Origin of the sequence: Paraburkholderia sp. 31.1 (assembly GCF_014397645.1) — a bacterium.
Taxonomy (GTDB): domain Bacteria; phylum Pseudomonadota; class Gammaproteobacteria; order Burkholderiales; family Burkholderiaceae; genus Paraburkholderia; species Paraburkholderia tuberum.
This window is the reverse complement of record NZ_VZQN01000003.1, coordinates 124,862-137,183: the sequence shown is the minus strand read 5'-3', so window position 1 is coordinate 137,183 and position 12,322 is coordinate 124,862. Positions and strand designations below refer to the sequence as shown.

Genomic DNA, 12,322 nt, shown 5'->3' with positions numbered 1-12,322 from the left:
CCTGCGCTTCACATCACATCTGCGCAAAAACGACAGGCCAATCGTCTTTCATTTTCGGCCGGCGCCAACCTGTCTAAAATAGCCGCACTTCCGCCCCCGAGAACCTCATGCTGGATACCCTCACGAGCGGCTCCGCGATGATCGACGCGATCCGCCAGCTCGTCGAGATGAACAACCAGTTCTATCCGGGCTCGCCGCTGAGCTTCTCGATGGGCGCGGCAACCTGCCAGCGCGGCGATCGGCTGGAAGCGGGCGTGCAGCACGCCGACCTGCTGATGTACGAGGAAAAGCGCGCGCACTACGAGGCGCAGCCGGGGGCGGACGCGGCGGCGAAGTAACGCTCGCCGGCGTCAGGCGTTCACCACGCCAACGCAACGCTCAACCTCAGCCCGGCAATTTGGCCGCGAGCACATCCAGCTTGACGATGCTCGGTGGCGACGCGAACAGCTCGCCCGCCTTCTCCATCAACGCGGCCGCGACCTTGCCGTTCAGATGCGCGTCGCGGCCGGCTTCGTCTTCGAACGCGTCGAAAATGGCGTACGTCGACGGACCGAGCTTCAGACCGAACCACGCGGCGGTGGCCGGCTCCTGCTCGACGAGCCGCAGGCCGCCGAGCAGAAACGCCTCGACTTCCTTTTCCTTACCGGGCTTGGCTTCCAGACGGACATACAAAGCGAGCTTGACCATGATGCGACTCCTGGTGAGTTCGGCAGCGAACGGTCCTTTCAAAGCGCTTTGAAAAGTATAGGCGGCGTCGGCTGAGGCGGCGCCGGACTTACCCCGCTAGCAAGTCACGCGCCCGGAAAGCGCAGCTCGAAGCGCACGACGCCTGGCAGCGGACACACCACACGCGCGCTGCCGCCATGCAGATGCATGATCGCCTTCACGATCGCGAGCCCGAGTCCGTTCGATTCGGTGAACGCGCTGCGCGCCGCGTCGCCGCGATAGAAGCGGTCGAACAGCCGGTCGAGTTGCATGGCGGGAATCGGCTCGCCCTCGTTTTCGACCGTCACCAGCGCGCCTGCTTCGTCCTGCGCGCCGCGCAGGCGCACGATCGTGTCGCCCGCGCCGTAACGCACCGCGTTGACGACCAGATTGTTGATGGCGCGGCGGCACAGCATCGGATTGGCAGACGCGACGCCCGCCGCGTCGACTTCGAAACGCATCCCGCGTTCGTCGGCCAGGCCTTCGAAATAGTCGGCGATCCTGATGAGCTCGCCACGCAGATCGACCGGCTGCCGCTCGATCGACAACGCCGCATGATCCGCATGCGCGAGAAACAGGATGTTCTCCGCGATATGGCTCAGGCGATTCAACTCCTCGAGATTCGATTCGAGCAGGTGCTGATATTCGTCGGCTTCGCGCGGCTGCGCGAGCGCCACCTGGGTTTGGCCGACCAGCGCGCCGACCGGCGTGCGAATCTCGTGCGCGAGATCGGCGGAAAACTGCTGCAGGCGTTGATAGCCGTCGGCGAGACGATCGAGCATCGCGTTGAACGCCTGCGTAAGTTGACGCAGTTCCACCGGCGCCGCTTCGTCGTCGAGCCGGACCGCCAGGTTCGTCGGACTGATTTGCGCGGCCCGCGTGGCGATCTCGCGAACCGGTCGCAGCGCGCGGCGCAGCACGCCGTAAGCGAGCAGCGTCGCGGCCAGCATGCCGCTCAGCGTCGCCAGCACGATGCGGTTGCGGTATTCGTCCAGCATGCGCATTTCGTTCGTCATCGGATGGCCTGCGATCACCGCGACTTCGGCGCCATCCTCGCGCGCTGTCGCGGTCGCAATCGCCCAATGCACCGGCACGCCGTCGGAGAGGCGCGTTTGACGCATGTCGGCGGCACCCGGCGGATTGCCCGCCGGGCCGACCTGTAGATCAGGCACCGCGAGCCTGCCCGGATTCACGTCGACGAACGGCGCTTCGCCCGGCCGCCGGAAGATCAGCACGTCCTCTTCCGCGCCGAGCATCGTCTCGAACAGCAGCGGGCGCTTTTTTAATTCGCTGACCGAATAAAGGTCGTGCACGATGCGGCTGAAATGCTCGACACGGCCGCTCAGCACGACGTCGGCGCGGCGTTGCAGCGAGACTTCGGCGGAATGATAGAAATACGCGCCGAGCGAGCCGATCACCGCGCAGGCGATCAGTGCGAACAGCAACGTGGTGCGCGCGATCAGCGAGCGTTCGCTCCAGAGTTTCATGCGCCGTCGCCGAACGTGTAGCCGATGCTGCGCACCGTGTGAATCAGCTTCTTCCCGAACGGGTGATCGACCTTTGCGCGCAAGCGCTTGATCGCCACGTCGACCACGTTGGTGTCGCTATCGAAGTTCATGTCCCACACTTCCGACGCGATCTGCGAACGTGACAGCGCTTCGCCCTCGCGGCGCACCAGCAGATGCAGCAGCATGAACTCCTTGTTGGTCAGCGCAATGTCGACGCCCTCGCGCGTGACCCGGCGGCGCAATACGTCGAGCTTGAGGTCGGCGACTTCGAACACGTCGCTCTCGCGGATTACGCCACGGCGCAACAGCGTGCGAACGCGCAGCACCAGCTCGGTAAACGAAAACGGTTTGACCAGGTAGTCGTCGGCGCCGAGTTCGAGACCGCGAATGCGGTCGCTGACCTGATCGCGCGCGGTCAGGAAAATCACCCGCAGATCGCGCCGCGCACGCAACGCCCGCATGATTTCCCAACCGTCGATGCCGGGCAGCATCACGTCGAGAACGACCAGTTCGTATTCATGCTCGAGCGCCAGATGCAGGCCGTCCGTGCCGGTGCGCGCGAGGTCGACCGCGTAGCCATGCTCGCGCAGGCCCTTCTTCAGATAGTCGCCGGTTTTCGGATCGTCTTCGATGACCAGAATGCTCATGATGCTCACTGCTCCTCTCGCGCGATGCGACCGTAAAGGCCGCGCTCGCCCGCGCAAAAAAGCCTGATGACAGCGCTCGAGAACAACCGCAGCGCTCCCGGCGGCCATTCTACGTGGCCGCCATCGACCCTTGATGACGTTTTTGTCATCCTCCCGTCACTCTGACGAGCCGATGCGACGGCTAGTCTGAACGCACCGTCCACCACGCTGCATCCCTTCCTGGAGTTGCCTCATGAAGACCCGTATGAAGATCGCCCGCGCACGAACGCTGCGCGCCCTCGCCGTCCCCGCACTCGCCGCCGTGCTGCTCGCGACGACGTTCGCGGCTTCGGCCCAGACCGCCGCGCCGACCGGCGTGCGCGGCACGGTGACGTCGCTGTCGGGCGATCTGCTCAAAGTCCACACGCGCAATGGTCAGGACGTCGACGTGAAGCTGGCCGCCGACACGCCGATTCGCGGCGTCACGCTCGCCAACGTCAGCGACATCAAGCCGGACAGCTACGTCGGCACCGCCGCGATTCCGCAGCCCGACGGCACGTTGAAGGCGCTCGAAGTGCATGTATTCCCGCCGAGCATGCGCGGTTCGGGCGAAGGTCATCGGCCGTGGGATCTCGGCGCGAACAGCACGATGACGAACGGCACGGTCGGCTCGCTCGTGGTCAGCAACGGCCGCACGATTACCATCAAGTACAAGGATGGCGAGAAGAAGATCGTGATTCCGCAGGACGTGCCCATCGTCAGTCTGGAGCCGGGCAACCGCGCGTTGCTCACGCCCGGCACGAAGGTCGTGCTGTTCGCGCACAAGGAAGCGGACGGCGCGATGGCGGCGAATTTCATTTCGGCCGGCGAGCATGGCGTGACGCCGCCGATGTAAAGCGGCGCGTCGTTCGTCTTCCTCCCCCTCGTCTTTGAAGACTATGCCCGACTCGCAAGCATTTCTGGTCGTTCATCCCCTCGTCGTTCGCGTGACGCACTGGATCAATGCATTCGCGATGGTCTGCATGGTGATGAGCGGCTGGGCGATTTATAACGCGTCGCCGATCTTTCCGTTCCGGTTCCCCGTGTGGGCGACGGTCGGCGGATGGCTCGGCGGCTCGATCGCATGGCACTTCGCGGCGATGTGGCTGCTGTGCGCGAACGGCCTGCTGTATCTCGCGTATGGCGTCGCGAGCGGCCATTTGCGTCGCAAGCTGCTGCCGGTGCGTGCCCGCGAGCTGGCGCGCGACGCGGCGCTCGCGTTGCGCCTAAGACTGCCGCACGAAACCGGCAAGTACAACGCCGTGCAGCGCGCGTTGTATCTGCTGGTACTGCTGCTCGGCTTGCTGCTGGTCGCATCGGGACTATCGATCTGGAAGCCGGTGCAATTGTCGTGGCTAACCGCGCTGTTCGGCGGCTTCGATTTTGCGCGCCGCGTGCATTTCGTCGCGATGGCCGGCGTGGTCGGCTTTGTCGTCGTGCATCTGCTGCTGGTGCTGCTGGTGCCGCGCACGTTGCCGCCGATGGTCACCGGACGCGCCCGGCGCAATGCGCAGCGCATCGATCAAGCCTCCCAGAGGACTCGCGCATGAGCGCCCCGCAACGAACCGACACGGCGAACGATACGCACGCCAATACAGAAGACGCGCGCCGCTCACGCATCGTGCTTGCCGAGCACCGGCCGCGGATCGAGCAGTTGCAACGCCGCTTGTTTCTGCGCTCGTCGCTATCGATCGGCGCGCTCGCGATGCTGTCCGGCTGCAACCTGCAGGACAACGATTCCGTCGACAAGGTGCTATGGGCGATGTCGCGCTGGAACGACCGCGTGCAGGCGTGGCTGTTCAATCGCAACAAACTCGCGCCGACCTATTCGGCGCGCGATGTCACCGATCCGTTTCCGTTCAACGCGTTCTATCCCGAGTTCGACGCGCCCGATATCGACGGCTCGACCTATCGGCTCGAAGTATCGGGGCTCGTCGCGGATAAACGCGGCTGGAGTCTCGAGCAGCTGCGCAGGTTGCCGCAGGTCTCGCAGATCACGCGTCACGTGTGCATCGAAGGATGGAGCGCGATCGGACAATGGAGCGGCGTGCCGTTTCGCACGTTTCTCGAACTGATCGGTGCCGATCTGAGCGCGCGCTACGTCGGTTTCAAATGCGCGGACCGCTATTACTCGAGCCTCGACATGGCGACCGCGCTGCATCCGCAAACGCAATTGACGCTCGATTTCCGCAACGCGCCGCTGCCGGCCAGATACGGCTATCCGCTGAAGCTGCGCGTGCCGACCAAGCTCGGCTTCAAGAACCCGAAGCACATCGCCGCGATCTTCGTGACCAACACGAACCCGGGCGGCTACTGGGAAGATCAGGGCTACAACTGGTTCAGCGGGCTTTAGACCGCGGTCACATAACGCGGCACCGGCTTGTGCGCGCGCGGCGGCGGCGCATCGTGAGCGACGCGCATGCGCTTGACCTCGTCGACGGGACTCAGGCCGAACAGCCGCTTGAACTCGCGGCTGAACTGCGACGCGCTTTCGTAACCGACCCGCACGGCGGCCGCGCCCGCATTCAAGCCATCCTGCACCATCAACAGACGCGCGTGATGCAGACGCGTGGTCTTCACGTACTGCATCGGCGAGGTCGCGGTGACCGCCTTGAATTGCGCATGAAACACCGCGAGGCTCATGCCGGCCTCGGCCGCGAGCGTATCGACGTCGAGCGACGCGTGGTAGTCCGCATGAATGCGCCGCAGCGCCTTCGCGATGCGGCCAAAGTGATTCTGATGCGTGAGCGCCGCGCGAATCGCGCCGCCCTGCTCGCCGGTCAACACGCGATAACAGATTTCCCGGACGATGCCAGGCGCCAGGATTTGCGCGTCGAGCGGCGACGCGAGCGCCTCCAGCAGACGCTGCACCGCGCTGCTCAGTGCGGCATCGAGCGGCGTCGAATACATGCCGGCCGGTTCGTATTGCGCGAGGCCCTGGGTTTCGTTGAGCGCCATCAGCAGTTCGGCGACCATCGTCAGATCGACGCGCACCGACATGCCGAGAAACGGCTCCTGTTCGCTTGCCTCGGTCTCGCATTCGAACGGCAACGGCACCGACAGCACCAGGTACTGCTGCGCGTCGTACTGGAACACCTGATCGCCGAGATAGCCGCGCTTGCGCCCCTGACAGACGATCACGATGCTCGGCTCGTACATGACCGGCATGCGCGGCATCGGACGATTCGCGCGCAGCAGGCTGACGCCTTCGAGGCTCGAGCGCGTCATGCCGGCATTCGGCGCGAGCAGGTTGAACAGTTCGAGCAAGCGGCGTTGCGCGGGGTCTTCCGGAATGGAACCGACAGCTTGAGTGGACATGACGATATGGCGACGGCCAAGAGAATAATGCTTGAAATTTAGCATCAAACAGCCTGTCGCGCTGCCCCTCCAGAGTTTTAGGCAAACCTTCAAGACGATCAGGTATTCCCCGGGCAGCGCCGGGTCCCTAAGATGGGAACCCTGCCGGATCGCCTTTTTCGACGCGCGCAGCATGCGCGGTCATCGACCGCCATGCGCCGACAGCTTGCCAACGGCGGCCCCCAACGCTCGCGCCCCGATCCCGGTTCATGCTGCGGCCCGCCGCATCCGCAACCCAGTGTTGCGCATCGTCGGCGCGTCGCATGTTACGCCATCACCCTCTTTGCTGGAGCCATCCATGAGCACGACGTATGCCTATGCAGCGACCGACGCGACCGCGCCGCTCGCCCCATTTGAAATCCAGCGCCGCGCACCCCGCGCCCACGACGTGCAGATGGAAGTGCTGTACTGCGGCGTGTGCCATTCCGACCTGCATCAGGCGCGCAACGAATGGAAGAACACGATCTACCCGGTCGTGCCGGGCCACGAGATCGTAGGCCGTGTGACCGCGGTTGGTCCGAACGTGACGAAGTACAAGGTCGGTGAACTGGTCGCGGTCGGCTGTCTGGTCGATTCGTGCCGCACCTGTTCGAGCTGCGCGGAAGGTCTCGAGCAGTATTGCGAGAACGGTTGGGTGGGCACGTATAACGGTGTCGATCGCGTCGACGGACAGGTCACTTACGGTGGCTATTCGACGCAACTGGTCGTCGATGAGGCTTTTACGCTGCGCGTGCCGCGGAATCTCGACGCCGCGGGTGTCGCGCCGCTGCTGTGCGCGGGCATCACCACGTATTCGCCGCTACGCACGTGGGGCGTGGGCCCGGGCAAGAAAGTCGGGATTGTCGGCCTCGGTGGACTCGGCCATATGGGTGTGAAGCTCGCTCGGGCGATGGGCGCGCATGTCGTGCTGTTTACGACTTCGCCGTCGAAGATCGAGGATGCGAAGCGGCTTGGCGCGCATGAAGTCGTGGTTTCGAAGAATCCGCAGGAGATGGAAGCGCATGTGAATAGCTTCGATTTCATTCTCAATACGGTGGCTGCGCAGCATGATCTGAATCCGTTTTTGAATCTGCTCAAGCGTGACGCGACGATGACGTTGGTGGGGGCTCCGGAGCACGATCATCCGTCGCCGCAGGTGTTCAATCTGATCTTCAAGCGGCGGCGCCTTGCTGGTTCGCTGATTGGCGGTATTGCCGAGACGCAGGAGATGCTCGATTTCTGTGGCGAGCATGGCATTACTTCTGATATTGAAATGATTCCGATGCAGAAGATCAATGAAGCTTATGAGCGCATGCTCAAGAGCGATGTGAAGTATCGGTTTGTGGTTGATATGGATTCGATGCGGAAGTAATAGCAACTTTTTTGGCCGCGCAGCGGGTGGTTTTTTTGCGCCTGCGGCGCGGGGTTCTGTTTTGTTGTTGTGTTTTTTTTTGCCTTCGCACTTTTTTCTGTGTTCTTAGGGCGTTGGCCTTTCCTTGATTTCTTGTCGGTCTATTAGCGTTGCCCCTGTGCGGGGCGGCACCTACTTTCTTTGCTGCTGCAAAGAAAGTAGGCAAAGAAGACAGCTCAAACCGCTAACTCTTAAGCGGGTCCCTTTGTCCACCTCGGGTAGTGGTGCATCTGGAATCTGTGTTCCCGCACACTCCGCGTTAGTGACAAGGCCATCATTCTTCCGGCGGCGCTGCGCGCGCCGAAGCGCTGTTCTCAAACCATTGGTCGTTTCGGCGCGTCGCCGAGGCGCAGCCGATGGTCCCACTAACATAAAAAAACAGCCTGGTTTCCCTTGCGTACGCGTCCGCGACGCACGTAGTGCGGAGTGGGATGGATGACGGCTTTGTCACTGCCGTGGAATGTGCGGGGGCACGGATTCCAGATGCACCACTGCCATTCGTGGAGCACGGTGCCCGCTTAAGAATTGGCGGTTTGAGCTGTCTTCTTTGCCTACTTTCTTTGCAGCAGCAAAGAAAGTAGGTGCCGCCCCGCACAGGGGCAACGCTAATAGACCGATAAGTCAGCAAGGAAAGGCCAACACCACAAGAACAAAGACAAATCCGCCGCAGGCAAAAAAAGAGAAAACCATTTGGAGCATCCCAGTGATCGACAGAATAACTGCAATGCGCACATTCATCCGAATTGTGGACACCAACAGCTTCACCCGCGCAGCGGAGTCATTAAACATTCCGCGCGCAACGGCGACGACGATCGTCCAGAACCTGGAAGCCCTGCTGGGCACAGCGCTGTTAGTCCGTACGACGCGCCGCCTGAGCATCACGCCGGAGGGCGCCGCCTATTACGAACGCTGCGCGCAAATCCTGGCCGACATCGACGAAATGGAAGCCAGCCTCCGTAATTCGACCGACAACCTGACCGGCCGCCTCCGCATCGAAATGCCCAGCGCGGTAGCGAGTGCAATCGTGCTCCCGTCGCTAGACGACTTCCACACCCGTTACCCGAACCTCGACCTCGCGATCGGCGTCAGCAACCGCACCGTCGATCTGGTCGCCGAAGCAATCGACTGCAGCATCCAGCTCGGTGAATTGCCCGATTCCAATCTCGTCGCGCGGCAACTCGGCACGCTCGATCAGGTCACCTGCGCGAGTCCGGCCTACCTGGCCCGCCACGGCACGCCCGCCGATCTCGATGATCTGCGCGCGCACGTCGCGGTCAACTGCGTGTCGCCGCATAGCGGCCGCGAATGCGACTTCGATTTCGAAGTGGGCGGCGAAGCGCGCAAGGTCAAGCTCAACGGCTTCGTACAAGTCAGCGACGGACAGGCGTACCTGACCTGCGGACTGCAAGGCCTCGGCATGATCCAGCCCGCGCGCATCGCCGCGCAGCCTTACCTCGATTCGGGCTTGCTGCATGAAGTGCTGCCGCAATGGAAACCCGTGCCGATGCCGGTCTCGGTCGCGTATGTGAAGAACCGCCGCGTGTCGCCGCGCGTGCGCGCGTTCGTCGATTGGCTCGCGGAGCTGTTCGAGAAAGCCGGCCACGTCGAGCAGGATCTGTCGCGCGTGCGTCAGTTGCTGCGCGGCCTGCATCCCGCGTGAAGCGGGTGCGGGTCCGGGCGCGCGGCGCTCGCGCGTTGGCTAGTCCAACGGCCGCACCGGCACCGGCCGCGTCAACAGATCGACATAGAAATTAAAAAACGCCGGATTATCAAATCGTTTGACGACCGTCATCTTCTGCAAACCCGGCGGCGGCGAACTCGTGTAGCCCCTTGCCTTGCCATCGTTGGCGCCGAAGCCCGTATCCACATCCACCCACTCCTCGACGGTCTGCGTCGCGAACGACGGATGCATCAGATAAGCGAGCGTCAGCGTGTCCCAGATGTTCGTCGTGTAGTTCGGATTGGTCTCGAAGCCGTTCTTGCCGTCGTATCCGTAGCCGTTCAGCGTCCTGAACAGTTGCGTGATGATGGTCTGCTTCGCCGGATCGTGCGCGACGCGATCGTACAGTGCCTTGTCCATTTTCACGGTATCCGTCACGTCGAGCGGAATCACCGTCTGTTTGATCGGCAGACGCAGCACCGCTTTCGCCGCTGCGGGATCGAACCACCAGTTGAATTCGGCGGCGGGCGTGGTATTGCCACGCACGTCGATCGCGCCGCCCATGTAAATGATCTGCTTGATCAGCGGCACGATCTCGGGATGCTCGCGCGTGGCCAACGCGATGTTGGTCAGCGGGCCGATCGCGAGGATCGTCACCTCGCCCGGGTACCGCTCGACCGATTCGGCGATGAAGTCGATCGCGCTCTGGCTCTGCACCTTCGTGTGCGTCGCGAAGCCGTCCGGCGGCGCGACGAGGTCGCTAGCCGATTTCGGCTCGGGCTTGCTCCATGCGCCAACATAGCCATCGCCGCCGGGGAATTCCTTCAGTTCCCGCTGGATCGTTTTGAAGTCGTGCGTCAGTGCGTAGTTGGCGCCCGCATAGACGCCGATCTGTTGTTCGACGCCGAGTCGTTCGACCGATTTCAGCGCATCGGCAACACCTTGCTTCAGCCACTGATTGCCCGACACCACGGTAATGCCGAGCACTTTCAGCGCGCCCTGCGCCTGCAATTGCGCGGCCATCACCCCGAGCTGGCCGTCATCGCCGAGCGTGTTGTAGTCGCTGTCGATGATCACCTTCGGCGGATCGCTCCGGGCATCGAGACTGCTGCTGGCGCAAGCCGTGAGATCGAGTGTGATTGCCACGCTTGCCGCCCAGATCAATGCCACGAGAATTCGCCCCATCGATGCCCCGTTTGGAATGCCGCTGAGTGACGCGGACAAGGAAATCATCGTAGGCGCGAGCCGTATGAATGACGAATAGTCAGCGCGGCAACGACAGCACACGCAAAAGCGGCTCGCGACGCCACTGCCACGTCGCGAGCCGCTTCGAATAGCGCGCTGTCAAAAGCCCGTTACTGCGATTCCTCCGCCCACACGGCGTTCTCCCGCGTCATCAACGCGGTCGATGCCGCCGGTCCGAACGTGCCCGCCGAATATGAGCGCGGCCGCTCGCCCGACTTCGCCCAGCCCTCGAGAATCGGCTCGGCCCACGCCCATGCCGCTTCGAGTTCGTCGCGGCGCATGAAGTGCGTCAGACGTCCGCGGATCACGTCGATCAGAAGCCGCTCATAGGCTTCCGCGCGACGCTCGGTGAACGCCTGCTGCAGGTCGAGGTTCAGGCTCACCGGCAGCATGTGCATGCCGCTGCCCGGCTCTTTCGCGAGCACCTGCAGCTGGATCGACTCTTCGGGTTGCAACTGGATCACCAGACGATTGCCGTAGGTTCGTCCACCGCTCGGGATGATCGAGAACGGCAGATCGGAGAATTCGATGACGATCTCCGACAGCTTCTTCTGCATCCGCTTGCCGGTGCGCAGGAAGAACGGCACGTTGGCCCAGCGCCAGTTGTTGATCCGCGCGCGCAACGCGACAAAGGTTTCGGCGCGGCTGCCCGCCGGCACGTTGTCTTCCTCGAGGTAGCCCTTGACCGCCTCGCCATCCACCGCGCCCGCCGTGTACTGGCCGCGCACCGTGTCGCGCGCGATGTCCTCGGGCGTCATCGGCCGCAGCGAGCGCAGCACCTTCAGCTTTTCGTCGCGCACCGCGTCGGGATCGAGCGACACCGGCGGCTCCATCGCGACGATGCACAGCAGTTGCAGCAGGTGGTTCTGCACCATGTCGCGCAGCGCGCCGGTCTTGTCGTAGAACCCCGCGCGGCTGCCCACGCCGACCGTTTCGGCCACTGTGATCTGCACGCTCTTGATGTACGGCGCCTGCCACAGCGGCCCGAAAATCGGATTGCCGAAGCGCAGCACCATCAGGTTCTGCACGGTTTCCTTGCCGAGGTAGTGGTCGATCCGGTAGATCTGCGCTTCTTCGAAATGCTTGCCGACCGCGTTGTTGATCTCCTGAGCGGACGCGAGATCGTGGCCGAGCGGCTTTTCGAGCACCACCCGCGAATTGCCGTCGACGAGCCCGGCCGACGACAGGTTGTCGCAGATATGGGTGAACAGATCCGGCGACGTCGCCAGATAGAACACGCGGTTCACGCCGTCGCGCGACGCTTCCTTCAGGCGCAGGTAGTCCTCGGCCGCATCGACGTCCATCCGCACGTATTCGAAAATCGCGAGGAATTTGTCCCACGCCGACGCGTCGAACGCTTTTTCGTCGATGAAGGGCTTGGCCTTCTGCTCCATGAATTCGCTGATGTATTCCTCGCGCGACCAGGGCTTGCGCCCGATCGTCAGAATGCGGGTGTCGGGCGGGAGGTTGCAGTGCAGATGCGCCATGTACAGCGCGGGCAGCAGCTTGCGGAACGACAGGTCGCCGGTGCCGCCGAAGATGATCATGTCGAGCGGCAGGTCAGGTGTGGCAGGAGCTTGTTGGGTCGTCATGGCACGGTCGCAGCGTCTAGGGGGAAGGCGTCGATCAGGAATCGGCGGCGGGCGGACGGGCTACGGCTCACGTCCGCTATGGCGCTTTTTCCGGCAAACATCTATGGTGCAACGTTTTGAGATAGTTTGCACGGCAGCATCTGCCGCAGGTTAGCGCAAGTTGCCAACCTTGCGCGCCAGACAGTCGTTTTTTCGGGATA

Annotated in this window: 11 protein-coding genes and 1 pseudogene; 6 read left to right on the top strand and 6 right to left on the bottom strand. The window is 63.0% G+C overall.

The features are described 5' to 3' along the window. Nucleotides 1-128: 128 nt before the first annotated feature. Nucleotides 129-338 (top strand): annotated as a pseudogene (locus F6X37_RS02895) (histidine kinase); the annotation flags it as partial. A 46-nt stretch (nt 339-384) separates the two neighbouring features. On the opposite strand, the gene F6X37_RS02890 reads toward F6X37_RS02895, so the two are convergent. The 3 genes from F6X37_RS02890 to F6X37_RS02880 all read right to left on the bottom strand — a co-directional run bounded on the left by F6X37_RS02890 (nt 385) and on the right by F6X37_RS02880 (nt 2,860). Further along, nucleotides 385-687, bottom strand: a complete 303-nt coding sequence (locus F6X37_RS02890; protein WP_187610242.1) for a putative quinol monooxygenase — start codon at nt 685-687, stop codon at nt 385-387. A 104-nt stretch (nt 688-791) separates the two neighbouring features. Next, the gene (locus F6X37_RS02885) at nt 792-2,192 is read right to left on the bottom strand and encodes a heavy metal sensor histidine kinase (protein WP_090806019.1); all 1,401 of its coding nucleotides are present in this window, start codon (nt 2,190-2,192) and stop codon (nt 792-794) included. Continuing rightward, complete coding sequence (locus tag F6X37_RS02880) at nt 2,189-2,860, bottom strand: heavy metal response regulator transcription factor (RefSeq protein ID WP_090806021.1); 672 nt, start codon at nt 2,858-2,860, stop codon at nt 2,189-2,191. The genes F6X37_RS02885 and F6X37_RS02880 overlap by 4 nt, the downstream gene beginning before the upstream one ends. Nucleotides 2,861-3,092: 232 nt before the next feature. Here F6X37_RS02880 and F6X37_RS02875 point away from each other — a divergent pair, with 232 nt between their 5' ends. Genes F6X37_RS02875 through F6X37_RS02865 form a run of 3 tightly spaced genes read left to right on the top strand, consistent with a single transcriptional unit; the run spans nt 3,093 to nt 5,231 of the window. Beyond that, nucleotides 3,093-3,734, top strand: coding sequence for a hypothetical protein (locus F6X37_RS02875; protein WP_090806023.1), 642 nt, complete (start codon nt 3,093-3,095; stop codon nt 3,732-3,734). A gap of 43 nt (nt 3,735-3,777) precedes the next feature. After that, on the top strand, nt 3,778-4,428 hold the full coding sequence (locus tag F6X37_RS02870) for a cytochrome b/b6 domain-containing protein (RefSeq protein ID WP_187610241.1): 651 nt from the start codon (nt 3,778-3,780) through the stop codon (nt 4,426-4,428). After that, nucleotides 4,425-5,231, top strand: coding sequence for a molybdopterin-dependent oxidoreductase (locus tag F6X37_RS02865; protein WP_090806027.1), 807 nt, complete (start codon nt 4,425-4,427; stop codon nt 5,229-5,231). Before F6X37_RS02870 ends, F6X37_RS02865 begins: the two co-directional genes overlap by 4 nt. Here F6X37_RS02865 and F6X37_RS02860 read toward each other — a convergent pair. Beyond that, entirely contained in the window at nt 5,228-6,196 is a 969-nt protein-coding gene (locus F6X37_RS02860) for an AraC family transcriptional regulator (protein ID WP_026225869.1), read from the bottom strand. The genes F6X37_RS02865 and F6X37_RS02860 overlap by 4 nt on opposite strands. 337 nt (nt 6,197-6,533) lie before the next feature. On the opposite strand from F6X37_RS02860, the gene F6X37_RS02855 reads away from it, so the two are divergent. After that, nucleotides 6,534-7,586: an NAD(P)-dependent alcohol dehydrogenase gene (locus F6X37_RS02855; RefSeq protein WP_187610240.1), complete on the top strand. Its 1,053-nt coding sequence runs from the start codon at nt 6,534-6,536 to the stop codon at nt 7,584-7,586. A 742-nt stretch (nt 7,587-8,328) separates the two neighbouring features. Further along, nucleotides 8,329-9,285, top strand: coding sequence for a LysR family transcriptional regulator (locus F6X37_RS02850; RefSeq protein WP_187610239.1), 957 nt, complete (start codon nt 8,329-8,331; stop codon nt 9,283-9,285). Nucleotides 9,286-9,324: 39 nt separating this feature from the next. Here the strand turns inward: F6X37_RS02850 and F6X37_RS02845 are convergent, their stop codons facing one another. Both F6X37_RS02845 and zwf read right to left on the bottom strand, forming a co-directional pair. Next, nucleotides 9,325-10,470 (bottom strand): nucleoside hydrolase, encoded by a 1,146-nt coding sequence (locus F6X37_RS02845; protein ID WP_187610238.1) that lies wholly within the window; start codon nt 10,468-10,470, stop codon nt 9,325-9,327. A gap of 170 nt (nt 10,471-10,640) precedes the next feature. After that, nucleotides 10,641-12,122, bottom strand: coding sequence for a glucose-6-phosphate dehydrogenase (gene zwf, locus F6X37_RS02840; protein WP_090806032.1), 1,482 nt, complete (start codon nt 12,120-12,122; stop codon nt 10,641-10,643). Nucleotides 12,123-12,322: the final 200 nt, after the last annotated feature.

Coding starts and splice junctions, on each gene's coding strand:
- F6X37_RS02890 (WP_187610242.1), bottom strand. CDS start 687: ATGGTCAAGCTCGCTTTGTATGTCCGTCTGGAAGCCAAGCCCGGTAAG.
- F6X37_RS02885 (WP_090806019.1), bottom strand. CDS start 2,192: ATGAAACTCTGGAGCGAACGCTCGCTGATCGCGCGCACCACGTTGCTG.
- F6X37_RS02880 (WP_090806021.1), bottom strand. CDS start 2,860: ATGAGCATTCTGGTCATCGAAGACGATCCGAAAACCGGCGACTATCTG.
- F6X37_RS02875 (WP_090806023.1), top strand. CDS start 3,093: ATGAAGACCCGTATGAAGATCGCCCGCGCACGAACGCTGCGCGCCCTC.
- F6X37_RS02870 (WP_187610241.1), top strand. CDS start 3,778: ATGCCCGACTCGCAAGCATTTCTGGTCGTTCATCCCCTCGTCGTTCGC.
- F6X37_RS02865 (WP_090806027.1), top strand. CDS start 4,425: ATGAGCGCCCCGCAACGAACCGACACGGCGAACGATACGCACGCCAAT.
- F6X37_RS02860 (WP_026225869.1), bottom strand. CDS start 6,196: ATGTCCACTCAAGCTGTCGGTTCCATTCCGGAAGACCCCGCGCAACGC.
- F6X37_RS02855 (WP_187610240.1), top strand. CDS start 6,534: ATGAGCACGACGTATGCCTATGCAGCGACCGACGCGACCGCGCCGCTC.
- F6X37_RS02845 (WP_187610238.1), bottom strand. CDS start 10,470: ATGGGGCGAATTCTCGTGGCATTGATCTGGGCGGCAAGCGTGGCAATC.
- zwf (WP_090806032.1), bottom strand. CDS start 12,122: ATGACGACCCAACAAGCTCCTGCCACACCTGACCTGCCGCTCGACATG.